Annotated in this window: 18 protein-coding genes; 5 read left to right on the forward strand and 13 right to left on the reverse strand. The window is 40.7% G+C overall.

Annotation, left to right across the window (positions count from 1 at the left end; all coding sequences use genetic code 11):
- Positions 1-171 precede the first annotated feature (171 nt).
- The 5 genes from MKZ10_RS00130 to MKZ10_RS00150 all read right to left on the reverse strand — a co-directional run bounded on the left by MKZ10_RS00130 (position 172) and on the right by MKZ10_RS00150 (position 4045).
- Positions 172-867, reverse strand: coding sequence for an alpha/beta fold hydrolase (locus MKZ10_RS00130; protein WP_342506708.1), 696 nt, complete (start codon positions 865-867; stop codon positions 172-174).
- Complete coding sequence (gene murF, locus MKZ10_RS00135; protein WP_342506710.1) at positions 864-2237, reverse strand: UDP-N-acetylmuramoyl-tripeptide--D-alanyl-D-alanine ligase; 1374 nt, start codon at positions 2235-2237, stop codon at positions 864-866. The genes MKZ10_RS00130 and murF overlap by 4 nt, the downstream gene beginning before the upstream one ends.
- Positions 2238-2249: 12 nt before the next feature.
- Positions 2250-3314: a D-alanine--D-alanine ligase gene (locus MKZ10_RS00140; protein ID WP_342506712.1), complete on the reverse strand. Its 1065-nt coding sequence runs from the start codon at positions 3312-3314 to the stop codon at positions 2250-2252.
- Positions 3315-3398: 84 nt separating this feature from the next.
- Positions 3399-3713, reverse strand: coding sequence for a multidrug efflux SMR transporter (locus tag MKZ10_RS00145; RefSeq protein WP_342506714.1), 315 nt, complete (start codon positions 3711-3713; stop codon positions 3399-3401).
- The gene (locus MKZ10_RS00150) at positions 3713-4045 is read right to left on the reverse strand and encodes a multidrug efflux SMR transporter (RefSeq protein ID WP_342506716.1); all 333 of its coding nucleotides are present in this window, start codon (positions 4043-4045) and stop codon (positions 3713-3715) included. Before MKZ10_RS00150 ends, MKZ10_RS00145 begins: the two co-directional genes overlap by 1 nt.
- Before the next feature lie 168 nt (positions 4046-4213).
- Here MKZ10_RS00150 and MKZ10_RS00155 point away from each other — a divergent pair, with 168 nt between their 5' ends.
- Positions 4214-5416, forward strand: a complete 1203-nt coding sequence (locus MKZ10_RS00155; RefSeq protein WP_342506718.1) for an FtsW/RodA/SpoVE family cell cycle protein — start codon at positions 4214-4216, stop codon at positions 5414-5416.
- A gap of 35 nt (positions 5417-5451) precedes the next feature.
- On the opposite strand, the gene MKZ10_RS00160 is transcribed toward MKZ10_RS00155, so the two are convergent.
- Entirely contained in the window at positions 5452-5592 is a 141-nt protein-coding gene (locus tag MKZ10_RS00160; protein WP_203248133.1) for an Lmo0850 family protein, read from the reverse strand.
- A gap of 299 nt (positions 5593-5891) precedes the next feature.
- Here MKZ10_RS00160 and MKZ10_RS00165 point away from each other — a divergent pair, with 299 nt between their 5' ends.
- The gene (locus MKZ10_RS00165; RefSeq protein ID WP_342510288.1) at positions 5892-7064 is read left to right on the forward strand and encodes an MFS transporter; all 1173 of its coding nucleotides are present in this window, start codon (positions 5892-5894) and stop codon (positions 7062-7064) included.
- A 61-nt stretch (positions 7065-7125) separates the two neighbouring features.
- Here MKZ10_RS00165 and MKZ10_RS00170 read toward each other — a convergent pair whose 3' ends face one another.
- From MKZ10_RS00170 to MKZ10_RS00180, 3 genes are all read right to left on the reverse strand, one after another.
- Positions 7126-8835, reverse strand: a complete 1710-nt coding sequence (locus MKZ10_RS00170; RefSeq protein WP_342506723.1) for an HD domain-containing phosphohydrolase — start codon at positions 8833-8835, stop codon at positions 7126-7128.
- Between the two features lie 224 nt (positions 8836-9059).
- Entirely contained in the window at positions 9060-11612 is a 2553-nt protein-coding gene (locus tag MKZ10_RS00175; RefSeq protein ID WP_342506725.1) for a LuxR C-terminal-related transcriptional regulator, read from the reverse strand.
- A 139-nt stretch (positions 11613-11751) separates the two neighbouring features.
- Positions 11752-13044, reverse strand: coding sequence for an MFS transporter (locus MKZ10_RS00180; protein WP_342506727.1), 1293 nt, complete (start codon positions 13042-13044; stop codon positions 11752-11754).
- A 295-nt stretch (positions 13045-13339) separates the two neighbouring features.
- On the opposite strand from MKZ10_RS00180, the gene MKZ10_RS00185 reads away from it, so the two are divergent.
- On the forward strand, positions 13340-14587 hold the full coding sequence (locus MKZ10_RS00185) for a helix-turn-helix transcriptional regulator (protein WP_342506729.1): 1248 nt from the start codon (positions 13340-13342) through the stop codon (positions 14585-14587).
- Between the two features lie 47 nt (positions 14588-14634).
- On the opposite strand, the gene MKZ10_RS00190 is transcribed toward MKZ10_RS00185, so the two are convergent.
- On the reverse strand, positions 14635-15960 hold the full coding sequence (locus MKZ10_RS00190) for an L-cystine transporter (protein WP_342510290.1): 1326 nt from the start codon (positions 15958-15960) through the stop codon (positions 14635-14637).
- 369 nt (positions 15961-16329) lie between these two features.
- On the opposite strand from MKZ10_RS00190, the gene cls reads away from it, so the two are divergent.
- Positions 16330-17781, forward strand: coding sequence for a cardiolipin synthase (gene cls, locus MKZ10_RS00195; RefSeq protein WP_342506731.1), 1452 nt, complete (start codon positions 16330-16332; stop codon positions 17779-17781).
- Positions 17782-18229: 448 nt separating this feature from the next.
- On the opposite strand, the gene MKZ10_RS00200 is transcribed toward cls, so the two are convergent.
- Positions 18230-19126, reverse strand: coding sequence for a M15 family metallopeptidase (locus MKZ10_RS00200; RefSeq protein ID WP_342506733.1), 897 nt, complete (start codon positions 19124-19126; stop codon positions 18230-18232).
- A 113-nt stretch (positions 19127-19239) separates the two neighbouring features.
- Here MKZ10_RS00200 and MKZ10_RS00205 point away from each other — a divergent pair, with 113 nt between their 5' ends.
- The gene (locus MKZ10_RS00205; RefSeq protein WP_342506735.1) at positions 19240-20394 is read left to right on the forward strand and encodes an MFS transporter; all 1155 of its coding nucleotides are present in this window, start codon (positions 19240-19242) and stop codon (positions 20392-20394) included.
- A 58-nt stretch (positions 20395-20452) separates the two neighbouring features.
- On the opposite strand, the gene MKZ10_RS00210 is transcribed toward MKZ10_RS00205, so the two are convergent.
- Together MKZ10_RS00210 and MKZ10_RS00215 are read right to left on the reverse strand one after the other, a co-directional pair.
- A complete protein-coding gene (locus MKZ10_RS00210; protein WP_342506737.1) occupies positions 20453-20701 on the reverse strand; it encodes a hypothetical protein in 249 nt (82 codons plus the stop codon).
- Positions 20702-20783: 82 nt separating this feature from the next.
- Positions 20784-21338, reverse strand: coding sequence for a hypothetical protein (locus MKZ10_RS00215; protein WP_342506739.1), 555 nt, complete (start codon positions 21336-21338; stop codon positions 20784-20786).
- Positions 21339-21503 lie beyond the last annotated feature (165 nt).

Below are 21503 nucleotides of genomic sequence, written 5' to 3' on the forward strand. Positions count from 1 at the left end.
TCGATCAACGGACAATTATCCGCTTTTGATGAGCAAACCGTTTTATTCAAAAAAAAGTACTCTTCACCAATTGAAGAGTCCCGTGTAAATGTATCCAATGTTCATCACAGTGTAACATGCAAAATCGTCCCCTGCAATCATTCTGCTTAAGTAGTAATAATCAGTTTATTACTACTCATCTTGTCTCATGAACGCCAACACTTCTCCAAACCAATTATCACAGTCATCGCTGTAACAGATATGATGCTTCCCAAGGTCCGATATTATGAATTCCTTTTTTTCGGAACCCAATTTTTTAATTAAATACTGGGCTGATGCCAAAGGAACAATCCCATCTTTTTTTCCTTGAACAATACAAACTGGCGTTGTAATTCGGCCATAATATGGTTCAACTGTTTTTACGATACGTAAAAACTCAATAATTGCACGTAGCGGCGTGTGCCTAAATTTGTATTCATACAAGTGATAAAATGTATTCGGCGGATATCTTTTCGTTACCGATTCAGCGAGCATAACACCCACATCTTCCAGCAAATTGCGGGGACTTATATATTTTGCCGCCGTACTTAATAGTACTAGCTTGTCGATTTTATAACGCAATGCCAAATATAGTGCAATGAGTCCACCCATAGAAAAGCCGACCACAATGACACGGTCGACTTCCTTTTGTAATTTTTTTAGCGCTAACTCAGCTTCCATCAACCAAGATTCAGCGGATACTTTGCCAAGCTCTAGTGTGACGTCATGCCCCGGAAGGATAGGGATAGACATCTGCCAGTCTGTTTTGCTATTTAGGTAGTTCACAAATGGTCGGACTTCAAAAGAACCTCCGGTGAAGCCGTGGATGAATAACACACCTGTCTTCATTTGCCACCCAACCCTTCCAATACATGTTCAAGTGCCATTCCCCGCGAGCCCTTCAACAAAATTATCGAATCAGCTCCCGTCAAGTTACGAAGCGTATCGACTAGTGGGGCATAGTCCTTTTTCGACCATAACAACTGTGCTTTGACACCCTGTCGTTGTAACGCATCCCGCAACCATTTCATGCGTGGCCCGAACAATAAAATCCCTGTTAGATCCATCGTTAGTAGTTCTCCTGCTAGTTGTTCATGGTAGTCCTGCTCCTCCGTACCAAGTTCAAGCATATCAGCCAGAACAACCCACTTATCATTGCGTAAACTCGTCTCTTGAATGAATGCAAGCGCAGCGCGCATTGACGTGGGAGCGGCGTTATAGGCATCATTGATCACTAACGCGCCATTTGTCATGACAACCGGCTGCATACGCATATCTGTTAACGTTGCATTGCGTAGAGCCATTCGAATGGCATCGGCGCCAACAGCTAGTTCATTGGCGAATAGAATAGCGGCAAGCGCGTTTTTCACCTGATGAGCCCCGTATACAGGAATTGCAAACGACCCATTCAATAGCCCTTTCACGGTAAAATGACTGCCTTCATCATTAGATTCAATATTCTCCAGTGCTAATGCAGCTTTTTGATCATATCCAAAAGATAGGGCTTCAACGGCAGATTGCTGTTTAACAAGCTCCTGCAACAACGGCTCGTCACCGTCATAAAACAGTTTGCCACCCTGTTGCAGTCCATCAATGATTTCAAACTTCGCCTTAGCTATTCCTGCGCGCGAACCTAGATCCTGCATATGCGCTTCCCCGATGTTGGTAATGATAGCGAAATGCGGCTGTGCCAACGTCGATAAAAATGAAATTTCCCCGAAGCCACTCATACCCATTTCTAGAACAGCAATTTCTGTATCTTCATCTAAGGATAAAATAGTCAATGGTAAACCGAGTTCGTTATTGAAGTTCCCTTCTGTTTTTTGCACCTTAAAGTAAGGAGACAACACGCTTGCGACAAGATCCTTCGTGGACGTTTTACCGTTAGACCCTGTAATTCCAATGACTTTACATGACAAGGTATCGCGGTAAGCACGCGCTAGCTTCTGTAATGCAAGCTCAGGATCATCCACAAAAATTAACCCTATATCCGCTGGTGGATTTGGCTCATCTGTCATCCATAAAGCGGCAACGGCACCTTGTTCAATAGCCCGTTGCACATAGCGATGTCCATTCACCTGATCCCCACGGAAAGGGATAAACAAATCTCCCGCCTGCACAGTCCGCGAGTCGATGGACACGCCTGTTACGAGCACGCCATTCATATGTTGTCCGGTCGCTTGCAGCCACGCCGCCAGTTCTGTCAAATTCCGTTTCATGTTACACCACACTCAATCCATCATATATTGTATGTTCTGCTTTTCTGCATGGCGTTGTATTGCCAATTCAATCAGTTTATCGATTAATTCAGGATACGCCACACCCGTCTGCTGCCAAAGTAACGGAAACATACTTGTCGGCGTAAAGCCTGGCATTGTGTTCACTTCATTAATGAGCACTTCATCCGCTACTGTTACAAAGAAGTCTGCACGTACCAAGCCTGAACAATCGAGTACTTTATAAGCACGTAGCGCCATGTCTGCCATTGTCTTCGCAACTTCCGCTGACACTTGTGCAGGAATAACTAATTCTGTATTACCATCTTTATATTTTGCTTCGTAATCATAAAATGCAGTTACTGGTTTGATTTCCCCTGGTACTGAACAGGAAGGCTCGTCATTACCCATGACACCCATTTCAATTTCACGCGCGACAACACCCTGCTCAACAATGATGCGTCGGTCAAACTTCAGCGCCATATCGACTGCCGCAATCAGACTTTCTCTATCCGTTGCCTGACTAATGCCAACACTCGACCCGAGATTTGCCGGTTTAACAAACATCGGCCAGCTGAGTTCACTTTCCATTTTATCTATCCATTGTTGACGATCCTGCGACCAGCTACTGCGTAGGAAGAAAACATAAGGAACCTGTTGCAAATCAACCTGTGCAAATAATTGCTTCATAACGACCTTATCCATACCAGCAGATGATGCGAGCACACCATTTCCTACATACGGAATATTCATCACTTCAAATAAACCTTGTACCGTACCATCTTCCCCATTCGTACCGTGAAGAAGCGGAAAAATGATATCCAATGCTTCACCATTCAAAAAATTATGGATGCTATCCGGCTTGTCATCTCCCTCTCCTACAAGTCGAAGTTCCTCAAGTGTAGCTACTGGCCCCTCAAGTGCTGAGCCCCGTCGCCATTCACCGTCATAAGTAATATAAACCGGAATCACTTCATATTTGCTAAAATCCACCGCCTGCGTCACTGCACGTGCTGTCGACAATGACACTTCATGCTCCGCCGACTTTCCCCCATAAACAATACCCAATCTCTTTTTCATCGTTAACCCTCACTGTCCGTTGATTTTCTATACTATAGTTTACCATGAACCAATCATTTTCATGAATCATTTGAAAAAGTTTAATCAACCAAATACCTTAAGCCCCACAACTCCTGCGATGATAAAGGACAAAAACAAAAACTTCAATGCATTGCGCTTTTCTTGGAAGAAAAACATACCAATCAGCACACTACCCGCCGCTCCGATTCCTGTCCAAACCGCATACCCCGTGCCAACGGGCAATTCTTTCATCGCAAATGACAATAAAAAGAAGCTAAGTGCACCTGATAAAACAGTGAGTGCCGTATATTTTTTATTGCGAAAGCCTTCGGATAATTTCATCGTGACGACAAACGCCACCTCAAATAGACCTGCAACGATGAGGATGAACCAAGACATTAGTCAGTTTCCCCCTTTCCATCAGCAAGTTTTAAGCCGACAATTCCAACTAGTAAAAGCACTAGGAAAAATAGTTTTCCTACCCCTGCACCTTCCGCAAAGAAAACAATACCAACAACAGCTGTCCCCGCTGCTCCAATTCCCGTAAAAATAGCATATGCCGTGCCAATCGGAATGGCTTCCAACGCTTTGGCAAATAAAAAGAAACTAACAACAATAAAGATAATGGTCACAATAGAGGGTAGCAAAACGGTAAAGCCGTGCGCTTCCTTCAATCCAATTGCCCAAATAATTTCAGTGACACCCGCGATCAATAAATAAACCCACGCCATTATCATGATTCCTTTCTCAACGAGTCAATTTTTCCACAAGCTTAGCACGCAAGGTTGTGCCGGGCAACTTTGTAATTCCTTAAGCGTCCAATATGAGGATATGCATCTACACGCCGGATGCGCTATACTAAGAGATGTTCATATATTACATTAAAGGTGACTTAAAAAATGAAATTACCTAATAGACAAAAAGAACGTTTTGACTGGACACTCGCATTTATCTTATTGATATTTTTCTTGATAAGTGTATTTGCAATTGCCTCTGCACAAACAACAGGGCAATACAAATACGAAGGCGAACCCATTAACTTCGTTCCATCGCAAATTCAGTGGTATATCATTGGGACGATTATTATTGCCATTACGATGTACTTGGAGCCTGAACAATATAAAAAGGCAGCTTGGATTATTTACGGCGGTGGTATTTTTTTACTAGCTACTTTGGAGTTTCTTCCCGATGGCTTATCACTTGTAGCGGAAAGAAACGGGGCAAAAAGCTGGTTCCACATTCCTGGAGTCGGGAGTATTCAACCCGCCGAGTTTATGAAGACCTTTTTCATTATTGGCATGGCACGAATGATTACTACCCATCATGAAAAGTTCATCAAAAAAACGTTAAAGACAGATTTCTACCTGCTTGGAAAGATTATAGCCATTTTGTTCATTCCTTTATTTTTCGTCATGAAACAGCCCGATCTTGGCACAGCGCTCGTATTCATCGCGATTACGGCTGCCTTGATCATTGTTTCTGGGATTACATGGCGCATCATCGTACCTATCTTTGCTGGAACTGCCACACTCGGCGTTACATTACTGTTGTTGGCACTGTACGCGCAGAAGTTTCTTGAAGATACGTTCGGCTTTAAGTCTTATCAAGCCGCAAGGATCTACTCATGGATCGACCCTTATAGCTATGCGTCTGATGAAGGGATGCATCTCATTACATCGTTGAATGCCATTGGATCTGGTGAAATTTTAGGTAAAGGCTATAAAGGTCGAGAGGTGTATGTTGCCGAGAGTCATACTGACTTCATTTTCACATCCATTGGGGAAGATTGGGGATTCATCGGTGCCAGCCTTGTTATTTGTATGTATTTCTTTCTCATTTATCATTTAACAAAAATTACACTTGAATTGAAAGATTCATTTAGCACATATATTTGTGCTGGGATTATTGCCATGATTACGTTTCACGTTTTTGAAAATATCGGCATGACCATTCAATTATTGCCGATTACAGGAATTCCACTGCCGTTCATCAGTTATGGGGGAAGCTCTCTGATGGGAAATATGCTGGCAATTGGGCTAGTATTTAGTATGAAGTTTCATCATCGAACGTATATGTTTAGTTCAGATGAGGACGATGAATAAGAAAAACTCCGACATAATTTTGTCGGAGTTTTTCTTTATTGCGACTGAATTTGTGGGTCTTGCGCAGGTGGCGCTAGGGCTTTCAGCATTTCCAGACGGGATTTCGTCAATGTTGCCGAAACACCCAACTTCGCCAAGTTGGAGATGATCGTTTTCAAATCAACTTCTTTAGCCATCTTTTCCACCTCGACCTTTCTATTAGTTCAAGACGTTTATATACAGATAAAGTTTCTTATTTTCATGGAATTTATTCCATACAATTCCTACTACAATCATACCACTCCTATCCACTTTTAAATCTTTCAATTATGTTACAAATTATGCCCATTTGTAAATAGTTCATACATTGAAATTTTGTTCACATCAATCATTTGGTTGGATACTTCATATAATTAGCAAATTATACATATCCTTTGTGCCTTTAAGCTTTGACGGTTAAAATGAGAGTAGCGATTTGAAAGAAAGTGGGGTTATGATGAAAAAAGCAATTCTTCTACTTATGTCCATACAATTTTTTGTTTATCTCGGATTTGGTATTATTATTCCGATTCTTCCCGAGGTTGTTGTGCAGCAAGGTTTTTCTGAGATCCACGTCGGGGGACTTTTAACCGTCTACGCACTCGCTTCCTTCTTTACCGCACCACTTTGGGGCTCATTGTCAGATCGAACAGGCAGAAAAAAGTTAATCATGATAGGGCTACTCGGCTTCAGTATGAGCTTTTTACTGTTTGCGTTATTCATCGAAAATTTACCTCTTCTATATGTGTCACGCGTAGTTGGCGGCGTGTTCTCTGGCGCTCTCTACACGGCCGTGACTGGATTCGTTGCAGATATGACCGATGAGGAAAATCGCAATAAATATATGGGGTTGCTCGGTATGTCAATTGGACTTGGCTTTATTTTTGGGCCTGCGATTGGGGGCGTACTTGGTCATTCAAGTCTACAACTTCCGTTCATCGCATCCGGCGTATTGACTTTACTATTAATGATCTACGCAGGAATCATTTTGAAAGAACCAGAACGACGTGGACAAGCGAATAAACGAGCTCTGCTCCCTAAAGGCGGGGTTATGCTGTGGCAATATCGTATTCGTTTTCTATTCTTGTTCTCCTTCACGGTAACGTTTTTACTTGCTGGACTTGAAGCGACGTTCCAGCTGTTCCAAATGTCCAAAATTGACATTACTCCACTTCAACTCGGCTACTTGTTCATGGCTAGCGGTTTTGTTGATGCAGCCATTCAAGGTGGGGTCGTTCGTCGGGTGAAAAATGGGACCGAAACAAAATGGATTATCTGTGCACAACTCATAGCCGCGCTAGGACTTATACTCATTCCATTCACGTCTAGTCTTATTTGGGCAGGTTTCGCGTTGAGCGTTTTCACTGGCGGGAATGCACTTGCCCGGACCGTTTTGGTATCATTGACAACAAAAGAATCGGGCGGAAAGTATGGAACGGCGGCCGGAATGGCATATTCTATGGATAATATGGGGCGAATTATCGGGCCAGTGCTATTCATGTGGATTTTCACACAACAAGCCGGCAATATGTATTTTATTTCAGCCGTGCTTGCCATCCTATCTATAGGTTTGATTATGCTATTTAAGAATTCGACTAAAACATTGCGAAATTCGAACGTTACCTCCTAAAAAGTGAAGGAACTATCCCAAAAGGTCATGAAATATGACTTTTCAGGATAGTTCCTTTTTCTCACACTTTTTGCACAACGTCATTTACTGTATTCTGACTATAAAGTTGCCCATAAATGTTAACAGAGCTTTTTGATCCATTTGAAATAGATTCCACTATATTCACAAGATCTTCCTCAGTTAAGTGTATACTTTCCGTTTCCGGTAAAAAATCTATAATGTTTAACGACTGGGGAGTCTCAGCTCGGATAAAGCAAACCTTTTCAACTTTACAACTTCGCACTAGCTCCTGAATACTCTCATAGGTCATTTGCTGTTTCACTACAATCGGTAATACTCGTTCAATGTGTAGCAAACCAATAATCACTTTCAAGTAAACAGATTGTTCAGGCATCCCTTTCAGGATAAACAATGTGGTCGCATGATAATGATTTTCTTTTATAAAATTGTCTTCAATATCTTGTAACAATTTTATTAATAGCGCAACCCGTTTACGGAACAGTGCATAATTGATCTTTTTGCCCTTCTGTAAAATATCTAATATTCGATAAGTTGGCATGATTACTTGAATGTAGATTTCCTCTAGCCGCAGACCATCAATCAATTTTATATAATCATCCATTACTTGTCGTTCTTCACCAACTAATAGCTTATTCATAAACCCTTTAAAAATCTCCCGAAACGTAGTCGTTTGATAATGAAGCATTTTTGAAATAGTTAGCTTAAAATCATACGGTAGGTCAAATCCTCTCGCACTATTAATACGTTTCACTTTAGGAAGCATAGGCACAGCTTCATTTACCTGCTCAATAATCGCAAGCGAATTATCCGATAAAAGAACTGTTGAATTAAGAGGATAAATGTTAATGAACTCTATAAACTCACTTAATAGTTCTGAATCAAATTTGGAGCTCTCACGCAATAAAATTTCTAATGCTTCCGATGCGTGTAAAGCCTCTTTATAGGGACGTTTTAACGTTAAGGCAGAGTAGACATCTACAAGATGAAGGATTTTGAGCGCTTCTGTCATGTTTTCTTGAGTCGATCTTTCAGGATAGCCCGAACCGTCCATTCGTTCGTGATGCGATTTAGCATAATGCGCAATATGATGCTGCCCCAATGAATTCAAAAGTTCATAACCTGCAACAGTATGGTTTTGCATCGTCTTGAATTCATCATAACTTAGCTTCCTTTTACTTTTTAATAACTTAATCGGAATATAGAGCTTGCCAATATCATGAAATAAATAGCCTAAAGCAGCCGACTCTAAATCGGAAATCCCTTTTGCCTTCGCGAAAAGTGTTCCCAATACAAAGACATCAAAGGAGTGGGTAAATGAGTACTGATCTATTTCTTTCAATTGATACAGCTTATCGATAAAATGATTTTCATTATGAACCTTTATAAATAAGTCTATAATAAAGTCAAGATCATCAATATTGTCAATTTTTTTACCGTATCTCTGCTCACTAAAAATTAGCTCAAATGTATCGCGAAACACCGTTCGATAGCGTTCATCGATATGTTGACTCATATCCTCCAACGAACGAGCCACTATTTGCTCCTCTTCCTCTTTTTTATATTCTTGCTCATCCAATGAATCTATTATTGCTAATTCTCTAATTTCCCATTTCTTTAACTTTACTAGCATCCCTTCTGTTAAAATTGTATTTTTAGCTACAACTAAGCGGCCATTTATAATAATATCCGATGCCAAAATTTCGTTCACCATTACTTCATTAATATGTTTCTTAACTTTGTTCCCCTTCATATTAACTACTCCTTTCCATATTTATATCTAATTCTCTATATATGAGCACGACAAAAAAACCGCTAGTACCTTTAGCATACAGGCACGCGGTCTAAACTACTATTGACAAATGTTAATGGTTTGTCGAAAAAGTGCGATTATTGTCAATAAAGAGTGCTATTTATCCTTAAAACGACTCATTTATGGTCAGCGTCTAATTATAAGCAGGCTAAACGTAAAGTCACTCATTCTTTTGTTAACAAAAGAGCTTGGGTTCGAGATTTCACACCTAACTTCCCATAAATATTGGATAAGTAGACGCGTACCGTTCCCTCTGTAAGAAATAGTTTACTCGCGATATCACGATTTGAAGCCCCACTGGCAAGCAGTTGAAGTACTTCTTTTTCGCGCGGTGTAAGTGCATCCATTGCCCCACCCTTCTTCGGATTATTTTTATCACCTTGCAGTAATTGTTTCACGAAAGATAAAGGTACGGAATCCCAAGGAGTGCTTATACCACTTTGTCGTCTTTTCAAATATTTTCTCAGTAACGGCATTACTTCCTCTTCATCAATAAAAGTTCTTATATAGCCATATCGCTCGCCTTGTACCATAGCCTCATGTAACGCTGCCAATGCTGCATCTTCATTCAATAAAACAGATTGACAAATTGCCTCTAGGACAGTCGTTTCCACAATTGTCGAAATTTGTTCCTCCTGTATCGCCCTTACTCTTACTTGAACAATTAATTTCAAGGCCTCTTCGGCTTGCTTTTGGGCAAGCAATAAACGCACATGCGTCAAAGTGTAAAATGGCTGACTCGACTCCCTCTTTTGGCCATTAGTCAAAGCTATTTTACTATACTCATTTTCCGCCTGAGCTACACTATCTTCCTGCAAATAAAATCGGATTTTCTCTGCATGTAGTACATTTAACCAGTGATGCTCCTTCACCTTTTCCATTGCGTAGTCCAATAAGGCATGCGCAGCTATAAATCTCTCGTTCGCTACGTATATACGGCTTTTTAATAAATACATTGGAACAAATAACCCTGGATCCTGAAAAAGATGCCCAAAGCGAATTGCTTCCTCCAGTTCTGGTAACGCCTCCTCGATTCGATTCCTTTCGTATAACGCCTCCGCTCGAATACCGAAACTGTATCCGGTTATATTCAATTCTTTAAATGTCGTGTGCCGAAACAAATCGTAAAAAGCCATCATTTTTTCATCGGACCATAGCTTCCCCCTTGCTCCAATAATCGTACGGAGAAGTGAGGGTTCAACACGATTATGCAGAATAGAAATTGCATCCCATTTTGTTTCCTCAGGTCTATTTTCCAATCTTTTTTGGAATAACTCCGTTGCCTGCTCGATGTCACCTTCCCCCACAATTAGGACATACGCTTTAACTCCAAAAAAATCGCCCGCAACACCTGTATATTCAGCTTTTTCCATCCATTGATTGACTACTTGCAACTCTTCCAAGTTCAAAATAATCTGATTTGATTCTAATAACCTGTGGCTCATCGCTAATGAAAAAGCATACATAACCATCGTACTTAAATGAACGGGATAGTTATTTTCGAGCATAGTTTCTACCCAGCGATTGAATGTTATCACCTGTCCTGATTTAAATAGATCCGTAGTAATAGTTTGTATCCACTTATCAGCGAATTCATACAACTGCCCCTCAAGCGCCAGTTCAATTGCAGAAACAAAATTCCCTTGTTCATGGTAAATAATAGCTGCTTTTCGATACATCGAGCTAACAAAATCACTTGTATTTCGATTTTTCAATTCTCGTTTTAATGATTCAACAAACAAAGGATGGTAGCGAAAAATAGGTTCTTCCGTATGTAAACGGACGATAAAAACGCCAAGTTGTTCAAGTTCAAGCAAAACTTCCAAACTATCAAATCGGTCTGTTAAAGCATCACAAATTACCGGGTCTAACCGATCCAAAATTGCAGTACTTATCAAGAAGTTCTGAATCGACGAGGGCTGGATGGCAAGGATTTCTTTTAAAAGAAATTCCGCTACAAAAGGATTGTTACCACTGAACTGTTTTAAACTACTTCCCTTATTTCCAAAGGTTGATAGCGATAAAACCGCCAATTGAATTCCAGCTGCCCACCCTTCGGTAACATCCAAAACATGTTGAAGCGAATCGTATTCAACATGGGAAAGATTTTGTTGCCCGTAAAACTCTTTCGCTTCCTCATATGTGAAACATAGCTGTTTCATTCCGATTTCCGTGAGCCATGACTTTACACGCCACTTTGCAAGGGGGAGGGGCAATTTTGTTCGACTTGAAATATACACTTTACAATTAGCTGGTAAATAATCAATAAACCTTGTCATCATATCATGTATAGTACTATTTTCTATTAAATGATAGTCGTCAATAACAATCGTTACGTCGTCTTTCATCGAGCTTAATTCATTTAAAAAGTTGTCTACTAATAGTTCCATTGGAGGTTGGGGCTGAGAATTAAATAGAGGTAGCAAACGGAAGTCGATTCCACTAGAATGCGCGCTGGAGACAGTTCGAATCAAATATTCCCAAAACCGCATTGGATCATTATCTACTGCATCTATTGACAGCCATGCGACCGGCTCGTCGAATCTATGTGACCAATGGCTCAGCATCGTCGTTTTTCCGTAACCTGCCGGTGCACGAACGATTGTAATTCTTGCCGATTCCCTTCGCCCTAGAAGTTCATTTAACCTGCCTCTTTCTACCACTCCCCCAGTAGCAATCGGTATAATAGTCTTCGCCTTAAGCCAAGTCGGTCGCACCTTCCTACCTCCTTCTCATTTTCAATTATAGTACTTATATTCTACTACATATTAACTGAACATTCATTACCCTCTCATTAGATTTATACTATAACATAAAAAATCATCCGACTCCCTTAAAGGAGAATCGGATGATTTTCTATATCGCTTTCGCCTTCAATTCTTCCGCCCCACCAAGTTCTGGGTGCGCTTTGCGCACAACAGATGGCCTTGCCAGTACAAGAACAACCCCAATTAGTAACAGACTAGAAATGATAAGAATCCATTGGGCTGGGAAAATATCATACAAGAATCCAAAGATGACAACACCTAAAGGCATCAATGCCATCGCCATCGTTTCGATGATTGAAAACACACGTCCTTTGTAATCATCGTCAATCATTTTTTGCATCATGACTTGCATCGGGGTATTGACTATTATTAACGTTGTTCCAAAACCAAACATAACGATAGCATAGTAAGCAAACATGACGCCATACTGCATCGGTAGTATGAGTGGCAAGCCAATACTAGCTATCAAAATACCAAATATGAGAATACCGCGTTTCGAAACGAGCAATGGATACTTCACTTCTTTTCGCATTGATAAATAGATGGACAACAACAACATTCCTACCGCAAATGCCCCTTCTGTTAATCCAAAATGCTGTGGTTCTATTTTCAATTTTTCAATAAGGATAAAGGAATAACCGACTTGGAACGAACCAAACAAGAAGTTAATGAACAACGAAATCCAAATGATTGTCATGAGAACTGGTTGTAACTTAAGGTAAGACAATCCCGCTTTCATACTTTGGATGACCGACTCCTTCGCTTCCCCATCCACTACTTCTTTACGCTTTGCGAACAACTTAAAATTCATAGTCGATTCCAGAATGACCCCGATGATTGAAGCTGCCATATACATCACCAGAAAAACCGGCATTGAAACCGTTCCGTATAGTAGCCCACCTAACGCCGGGCTGCCAATTGCCGCGAATGAAATAGACATCTGATTTAATGACATCGCTTTTTGAATGCGTTTTTCATCGACCAACCCCGTAATCGAAGAACTAAATGCTATACCTGAAAAAGATGAGGCAATCGCTAACACAACGGTTGTCGTATAAATTGCTACCAGTGACAAGCCGGAAATCAAACTCACTGCCAATAGTCCTCCTATGGCTAACGTCGAGGCAATTTGTGCCATAATGACAATTGCCTTTCTCGAATAATTATCTGCGACATAACCAGCAAATGGAGCAACGAGCGTCCTCGGCAATAAGTTACAAATTAGATTCACCGCAAAACTCGTGGCAGATCCCGTCAATTGTAAAATATAAAAACTAACGGCAAAGGCATACACCTGCGCGCCGAACGATGAAATAAGCTTGCTACTCGTGAATGTCCATAAATGATACGTCGCCTTTTTAAGCTTCAAAACTTCTTCCATAAAAACACTCCATCCCATGATGTTTAATTAGATTAAACAAATAATAACACGCTAACACTTCCATTACAAGCGAAAGTTTAATATAATTAAACTACATTCAATTTAATTCAGTGAGAGTTCAAGCCTTAGCTGAATTAAATTGAAGCCTCCGGCGGATGTCACAGATTTTGAAATGAGTTAATTGAGAATCGAACAGCAAAGGGTTCGATTTGCCGTACTTCTGCGGTTTTTGCAGAAATTAAGGCACTTAGATAAGCTCAATTCAAAATCTGGACGCAATTACGCCGAGGCGTAATTGATAATTACGGAGGTGTGCCACATCGAAACGTTAGGTGAGCGTATACGGAAATTGAGAAAACAGCAGCAACTAACACTCGAAGCGTTAGCAGGGAAACAGCTGACAAAAGGGATGCTAAGTCTAATTGAAAACAACAAGGCTAATCCTTCGATGGAAAGCCTGACTTATATAGCAGAAAGACTCGGCGTTGAAGTTTCAGAGCTACTAGAAGAAGTGAGTATGCAGGAATTAAGGGACTTGTTGGAGGAGGCGGAGAAACTGTATAATACCGAGTTTGATGTATTAACAGATGAATATAGCCAACTCATTACGTTAGTTGAACCATATACAGAAAAGTTGGTGCAAGGGTATGAAGCCGCACGTTTATTGGAAATGTATAGCCGCTGCCTTTACCATGAAAAAAAAGAGGCTTGGCGAGAGCCTTCTAACAGGGCTGCACAAATCTATGAGCAGATGAAAATTACTCCAAGAAGCGCCAGTATCGGCATATTCCGAGCTATGGTCAAATTTACAGAGCATCACTATGACGAGGCACTAGCTATTCTTCTCCAAGAACGTTCTGAAATCGAAGCGAACAACGCATTCATCGATCCGATGACACGACTTGATTTGGACTATACTGAAGCAATTCTCCACTTTGCCGTAGGTGATTCTGAATCTGCAATCCAGGTCATGGAAAATGCCATTGTGTTCTCTAAAGAGGAACAGGTATTTTATCGTATTGACCACTTGTACAGACTCGCAGCTGCGCATGCAATGATGAAGCAGAATGATAGCGACTATGCCTATTACATTAAGAAACTAACCCAATACGGCGACTTTACAGATGATAGAGACGCACTCTTTTTCGTCAAATTTTCGAAGGCACATTATTTAAATTCATTTAAAAAATCATTTAAAGAAGCCCATCTGCTATTAAATTCACTCTTAGAAAAAGGTGATTATCCTAAGGAGTTTGATTCATTTCTCAATCTAGAAAAAGGGATCTCTCTCTTCGGACTTCAAGACTTTGAACATGCACTCGTATCCCTCGAAAAAGTTACAATCGCGGATTATATCCATCACCCGTTCGACCTATCCTCACTTTATCAAAAGGATGCGTACCGAGCACTTTGCCACAAGGAACTCGGTAACCCAGTTGAAGCGTTACGTCTCATTGACATTGCGATAAAAAATATTTCAGTTATGCCACACACCCCTTACAAGGACTTCATCATGGAGACATACGATTTGATCACAACCTAAAAAATCCCGCGGAAGACAATGCTGTCTCCCGCGGAATTTTTAAAATTTTATGCTTCAGCCGTTTGTTTTGCAAGTGGTTCATTGTAAATTTCTGTATCAAGTTCCCCTGTCACACGAGCTGTTGTAACTCCTGCTGTCATCGAGCCACTAACGTTTACTGCTGTACGTCCCATGTCAATCAATGGTTCTACAGAAATCAATAGACCTGCTAACACAATAGGAAGATTCATGGCAGATAAAACGAGGATTGCAGCAAATGTTGCTCCTCCGCCAACACCCGCTACACCAAATGAGCTAATCGCTACAATGGCTACCAATGTCAGTAGGAAAGTTGGTTCTAACGGATTTTGTCCAACAGATGGTGCGATCATGACCGCAAGCATTGCTGGGTAAATTCCCGCACAACCGTTTTGCCCAATCGATAACCCGAATGATCCTGCAAAATTGGCAATCCCATCAGGCACACCCATACGCTTTGTCTGTGCATCAATCGTTAACGGCAATGTTCCTGCACTTGAACGTGATGTGAAGGCAAATATCAAAGCTTCTCCCGCTTTTTTCACGTACGTGATTGGGTTCAATCCCGATAATGCAATAATGATCAAGTGAATACCGAACATCACCAATAGTGCTGCATAAGAGGCAAGTACAAACTTCCCTAAACTGTAGATGGCTGCAAAGTCTGATGTTGCGACAGTACGTGCGATAATCGCTAGAATTCCGTATGGTGTCAAACGAAGGACGATTCTTACGATACCCATAATCAAAGCATAAATCGCGTCAATTCCCTTTTTCACAGTTGCTGCATTTTCTTCATCCCTTCTTGTAATCGCTAAGTATGCGAAACCAAGGAATGCTGCAAAGATAACGACTCCAATTGTTGATGTTGGACGTGCTCCTGTGAAATCTAAGAATGGATTGGCAGGTAGTAAGTCGATTAACTGATCAGGTAACGCCTTTCCAGACATACCCGCTGAACGTTCCTCCATCGAAGCTCCACGCGCAGCTTCTGCTTCTCCTTGCACAATTTCAGAAGCATCCAGTCCAAATAGAAGTGATGCCGAAATCCCGATGATGGCTGCAATTGCTGTTGTACCAACTAGCATACCTAAAATCATACCAGCCATTTTTCCAAAGTTTTTGCCGATTGTTATTTTTGTAAATGCCGCCAGGATAGAAATGAAAACGAGTGGCATAACAATCATTTGAAGCAACTTAACATAACCGACTCCGATTAAGTTAAACCAAGGCATAGACTCTTTCAATATTGCGGAATCTGATCCGTATGCAAAGTGCAAAATAAGTCCGTATGCAATCCCAAGCCCAAGTCCTGTAAAAACTCGTTTTGAAAATGAAACTTTTTTGCGGTTCATTCCATATAATATACCGACGAGCAACAGTAGCCCTGCGATGTTCAATAAAAGAAATAATGTATCCAAATTCTGTTCCTCCTCCTTTTTAATAAGTACAGAACATACTTTATACCATCAATACCAATCAGTCAAGTAGGTATTATGTTTTACCAGACACCATCCTTTCTCTAAATATCGTCGTGATAGACATAGAATATGCATATCATTCAATAGTGATTCAAATCTATTGCAGAAAAATTTAGCCTTTGGTTAACACGATAGTAGAAACGATTTAGATAATAACTAGCTGTTCTAGTTTCTTTATCTTCTTTTACCTTCGTTATCCGTTATACTAATTAAATAAGCATCTATTTGCAAAGGAGGGCGCTTATGACACAATTAATCAGCCTGGCAGTGACAGCCACTCTTATTTTGAATATATTTCTGGCAATTGCACTTATTTTTTTGGAACGAAGGGACCCAACCTCTACATGGGCATGGCTCCTTGTGTTATTTTTCATCCCTATATTTGGTTTCTTCATTTACCTATTACTGGGTAGACAATTACGTGAAAAGCATCTTTTCCGTTGGGAAGGTCGCAGTAAAATCGGTATCGAAAAATTGATTGATTACCAAATTGAGGCGATTGAAGAGGATACACTTGAGTTTAGGCTTGATGATACAGCTCATTATCAAGATATGATTTACCTTCACCTGCGAAACAATCATGCTGTTTTAACGCAAGACAATGACGTTCAAGTTTTCAACGATGGGGAAGCAAAATTCGAGGCGCTCATCCATGATTTAGAGCACGCCAAAGATCATATCCATTTTCAATATTATATTTTGCGCCTCGATCACTTAGGGAAAAGAATATTAGATGTGCTAGTTCGTAAGGCGAAGCAGGGTGTAAAAGTGCGCGTACTCTTCGATGATATTGGATCTCGCGGACTCCATAAAAGACATTTGCGAGAATTGACGGATCACGGTGGAGAGGTTGAAGCCTTCTTCCCAGCTACCCTACCTCTTATTAACCCACGTTTAAATTATCGGAACCATCGAAAAATCGTTGTCATTGACGGACGAATCGGCTATGTAGGCGGCTTCAATGTCGGAGATGAATACCTCGGCTTGAATAGTAAATTTGGCTATTGGCGTGATACACATCTTCGTATTGAAGGAAGCGCATTACATCCACTTCAAACGCGATTTATTTTAGACTGGAACCAAGCATCAGATAAGCATGATATTGAATATGCAGAACGTTATTTCCCTGCAATTCCCCGAAAAGGTTCTGTCGGTATGCAAATTGTTTCCAGTGGCCCCGATGAGGAATGGGAACAAATTAAAGATGGGTATTTGAAGATGATTTTTATCGCAAAAAAGTATATTTATATTCAAACACCTTATTTCATACCAGATATTAGCTTCCTTGATGCATTGCGAATTGCTTGTTTGTCGGGCGTTGATGTAAGAATTATGATTCCGAATAAACCTGATCATATGTTCGTTTATTGGGCTACTTATTCAAATATCGGCAAGCTGTTAAAGGCTGGCGCCAAAGTGTATATTTACGAAAATGGTTTCCTGCATACGAAGCAAATCGTCGTCGATGATGAGCTTTCCACTGTTGGTACGGCTAATATTGACGTACGTAGTTTCAAGCTAAATTTTGAAATAAATGCCTTCATCTATGATCGCGAAAAATCGCATGAGCTCGCTGAATTATTCGAGCAGGATATTCAACTTTCAACTGAATTGACATACGAAGCGTATTTACAACGTTCACGCATGATTAAAATTAAGGAATCCATTTCCCGCTTATTATCACCTATTTTATAATGAACAAAAAACGCCAAAAAATAACTTAATTAAACAACAGGTGCTCTGTGTATAAACGTTTTTGATCGCTTTAGGATTGAACCGACTTCTATACGATAACCGTACTATTTATGAATAGGGATGCGACTTTGCCGCATCCCTATTCATTTTTTTCGATAATCGTATGGTGGTCGTTCATCCGGCGCTCTCCAAAAACGTAGATACACGAAGAGTTAATGCTATTGGGGACGAGGAAATAGAGGTTTCTTAACTGGAGAGAGCCGCCAAAGATGCAATTTTGGCGGCCGAAGCTTTCGTCATGGTCTTTTCCATTGTTATTTTAGGAAGTGTCACTTTTTTGCTAAAAGTAAATAGAGACAGCCCATACAACGTGCAATAGTTCCGGAAATAGTGCAGTGAACAAAAGGGACGCTCCCATGTTATGAGGGCGCCCCTTTTCGGCGAGTCATCAGATTCCAAGATATTCTTCCAATGTAATACTTCGTTCAAAAATATCGGTTGCTATTTCAATGCCGACAAAACGAAAATGCCATGATTCATGCATATAGCCTGTCACAGATTCTTTTCCCATTGGATAGCGCAAGATGAAGCCAAAGCGATGAGCATTTGCCGCTACCCATTTGCCCGCTTCTGTCTCCCCAAAGGATGACGAAGCCCAATGCTTCTCAAAGTTCACTTCACCAATATCAAAGGCCAGTCCCGTTTGGTGTTCGGAATAGCCTGGACGGGCACTATATGTATCAGCTGCTTCTTTACCGTCACGTGCGACATATCGTTCGTAAAGTGTCGTCTGATAGTCGAATTCTCGATATGTGCTAAAAGCTGTAAGTTTAAAGCCGGACAGTGTAGCTTCTGCCGCCATCTGATTAAACGCCGCACGCGCCGTCTTGTCTTCACCAGGTGCAAATGTTGAAGGTAGAGGGTGCTTCTTATTAGCAACCAAAACTCCTTTTACATATGTCGGCTCCGCAGGTAGTTTTTGTCCTTCAATATAGCCGCCGTTATCGATAGTTGGACTCTGCTCTATAATCGTATTAGGTGCCTTCTCAGTAGTTTCTTCAGGTTCCTTTACCGGCTCCTCAGGCTCCTCCTCGTCAGTTACAACTTCAGGTGGCTCAACCAAATCCGGTTCTTCTTTTTCGGGTTCAGGATTTTCTTCTACAATAATTGTCAGCCCAAAAGCTTTTTGAAACTCCCTCACGCTCTTTTCCACACTCCAGTCATTCATGCCGAGCCAAGCGACGAGTCCCGTCATGATAATAGCTGAAATGAGTAGCGTAATTGTCAGAGCCTTACTTTGCCCTTTTTTCTTCTTTTGATAATTATATTTCGTTTTCTTTTTCATCGTAATGCCTTCCTTCTCACTATGTATATATAGTCTACCATCATTTCTCTTTCAAGTCTGCGTGTGCTATCATTTAACTTCATTCAGCAAATTTAAAGGAGGTGGGTAGAAAGATGAATAACCAACGATGGCTATCAATAAGCTTTCTCGCTTTTTTCTTTACATGGGGTGTGTTCCTTCCCTATTGGACCGGTTGGTTAACCATTGAAAAAGGATTATCTGTCACTTCGGCAAGTGTAATCATGGGGGCAGGTATGATTGCACGTGCACTGTCTACTTTTCTTATTTTCCCATACATGACACAAAGAATATCACTCATCCGAACGATAAGATGGCTGTCCTTTGTAGCGCTTATTTTAGCACTTCTTTACTTACCGAATTCATCCTTCAGTGTTTTGCTAATCATTACAATGCTCTTCAGCGCCATCTATCCAATGATTTTACCTGCGGTGGAAAGCGGTGCTTCCATACTAATAAAAACAGATCGAATCCATTATGGTAAAAGCCGATCATTCGGCTCTTTCGCCTATACCATTGCCTTGCTACTCATAGGGGCTGCTACGGCTATTTGGTCTGAGCAGGCCATTCTATACATGATGATTGCTGGATTGGCTGCTGCCACACTGTTCTTTATGCGTCCCGCACCAGCAGCTTTGCAAGTAAACCCAGTGAAAACGGACAAAAAAGATCGCTCCATCGATATCAAGGCTCTCTTTACATCAAAAGGTTTCGCTGTCGTTTTACTTCTCGTCATTTTATTACAAGGTGCACACGCCTCCTATTATAACTTTGGCTTCATCTTTCTAGATGATCTTGGCGTAAACGGATTTTACATAGGTGTCATTTTGAATGTTGCGGTGCTATTTGAAATTTTGTTTTTCACACAAGCTGACAAATGGCTCGCCAATATGCGCGTTTCTACGATGTTCCTAATTGCCGGAATTGGCTCTACAGTCAGATGGCTCGCCATTTCCTTATTCCCGCTCACATCTGTTTTCATCGGGAGTCAACTTTTACACGCAGCATCTTTCGGCGTGGCCCATTTCGCATTTATTAAATTCATTTCAGAAAAACTGCCAAACCATCAAATTGCGGCTGCACAAGGCATGTATGCTGCATTTGCGATGAGTCTGAGTACCGCTATTCTTACATTCCCTGGTGGTTACTTATATGATATCTCTCCAAGGCTGGCGTTCCTTGGCATGATTGTTTGCTCAGTCCCAGCCATTATCATTGTCTTCATGACCCGAAAAAAATACGCTTATTAAATTAACACAATAAAAAAGACGTACAGCAGGAATTTCAGTTCCCGTTGCATGTCTTTTTTTAACCCATCACAGTAAAAATGAACAGTACGATAAATGCTAAAGCAAAAAAAAGTGACAACCACCGCATCCACTTCGACTCTCGTTCCAACCCTTGCGCTTTAAAAGATTTCGCTCTTGCTCCATTCGTTATTGAAAAAAGAGCAACCATCGCCAATATAGCATAACCAAAGTTAAGTTGAATGATAAAATAGAGTGCCGCAACAGATGCCACTGCAATTCCAATACCAAATATCCATTTCACTTGCATTGTCTCTCTCACCTCTCTCCCGCAGTGCTGATGATTTTCCACAAACGCGCCGGATTGACTAACAAAGTCATTGTTCAATTGCTCATTGTCTCAATATATCTGAGAATCCGTTGTCATTTCCATATTGGAACTTCCCAATTTTCCCTTCTTCTTTTGTAGAAAAAAGGACTAAACCTTCTACATCCACTATTTTTTCTTCATCCCCATCTTTCTGATACCCTACCTTCGCTATGAAAGTATACCGATTTGAGTGTTGCTCATTCTGCTCAATCAAGGCTTCTTTAAAATGTAACGTATATCCAGAAAAATCAGCGAAGCTTTGATAAGTAGTACCGAATGCCCGCATGAAGAAATCTAGTTGGCTCTCTGTGAAATATTCTCCATAAACCTCTTCTATATACTTATCTAATTCTGAATTTCTTTCTGCCCCATTTTCAACAATCTTGTATTTAGGATTCCACAACAAGTCCATAAACTCCTTATCGGGTCCCGTAAATTGGAGCTCTAGTACCTTTTGAATGACTACCTTATTTGGGTCCCTTGTTTCGTCTTGGGAGCAACCAGAAAGTATAAATCCTGATATCGACATAATTAAAATCAAAAAAACAATAAGTGTTTTGTTCTTACGTTTATGCATTACATAACCTCCTTAGTAAATCAATTGCGCCTCGGCGTAATTGCGTTGGAATTTTGAATTGAGCTTGCTCAATTAACTCCCTTCAAAATCCCTGACATCCACCGGAGGCTTAACTTGAATCAGCAGGGAGTTTGTTGAACTCCCTCTGATTCAAATGCATTTCTG

This window comes from Sporosarcina sp. FSL K6-2383 (assembly GCF_038618305.1).
In the GTDB taxonomy this organism is placed as follows: domain Bacteria; phylum Bacillota; class Bacilli; order Bacillales_A; family Planococcaceae; genus Sporosarcina.

Excerpts from the sequence above, each read along its gene's own strand:
- MKZ10_RS00130 (WP_342506708.1), bottom strand. The coding sequence starts at position 867 with ATGAAGACAGGTGTGTTATTCATCCACGGCTTCACCGGAGGTTCTTTT.
- murF (WP_342506710.1), bottom strand. The coding sequence starts at position 2,237 with ATGAAACGGAATTTGACAGAACTGGCGGCGTGGCTGCAAGCGACCGGA.
- MKZ10_RS00140 (WP_342506712.1), bottom strand. The coding sequence starts at position 3,314 with ATGAAAAAGAGATTGGGTATTGTTTATGGGGGAAAGTCGGCGGAGCAT.
- MKZ10_RS00145 (WP_342506714.1), bottom strand. The coding sequence starts at position 3,713 with ATGTCTTGGTTCATCCTCATCGTTGCAGGTCTATTTGAGGTGGCGTTT.
- MKZ10_RS00150 (WP_342506716.1), bottom strand. The coding sequence starts at position 4,045 with ATGGCGTGGGTTTATTTATTGATCGCGGGTGTCACTGAAATTATTTGG.
- MKZ10_RS00155 (WP_342506718.1), top strand. The coding sequence starts at position 4,214 with ATGAAATTACCTAATAGACAAAAAGAACGTTTTGACTGGACACTCGCA.
- MKZ10_RS00160 (WP_203248133.1), bottom strand. The coding sequence starts at position 5,592 with ATGGCTAAAGAAGTTGATTTGAAAACGATCATCTCCAACTTGGCGAAG.
- MKZ10_RS00165 (WP_342510288.1), top strand. The coding sequence starts at position 5,892 with ATGAAAAAAGCAATTCTTCTACTTATGTCCATACAATTTTTTGTTTAT.
- MKZ10_RS00170 (WP_342506723.1), bottom strand. The coding sequence starts at position 8,835 with ATGAAGGGGAACAAAGTTAAGAAACATATTAATGAAGTAATGGTGAAC.
- MKZ10_RS00180 (WP_342506727.1), bottom strand. The coding sequence starts at position 13,044 with ATGGAAGAAGTTTTGAAGCTTAAAAAGGCGACGTATCATTTATGGACA.
- MKZ10_RS00190 (WP_342510290.1), bottom strand. The coding sequence starts at position 15,960 with ATGAACCGCAAAAAAGTTTCATTTTCAAAACGAGTTTTTACAGGACTT.
- cls (WP_342506731.1), top strand. The coding sequence starts at position 16,330 with ATGACACAATTAATCAGCCTGGCAGTGACAGCCACTCTTATTTTGAAT.
- MKZ10_RS00200 (WP_342506733.1), bottom strand. The coding sequence starts at position 19,126 with ATGAAAAAGAAAACGAAATATAATTATCAAAAGAAGAAAAAAGGGCAA.
- MKZ10_RS00205 (WP_342506735.1), top strand. The coding sequence starts at position 19,240 with ATGAATAACCAACGATGGCTATCAATAAGCTTTCTCGCTTTTTTCTTT.
- MKZ10_RS00210 (WP_342506737.1), bottom strand. The coding sequence starts at position 20,701 with ATGCAAGTGAAATGGATATTTGGTATTGGAATTGCAGTGGCATCTGTT.
- MKZ10_RS00215 (WP_342506739.1), bottom strand. The coding sequence starts at position 21,338 with ATGCATAAACGTAAGAACAAAACACTTATTGTTTTTTTGATTTTAATT.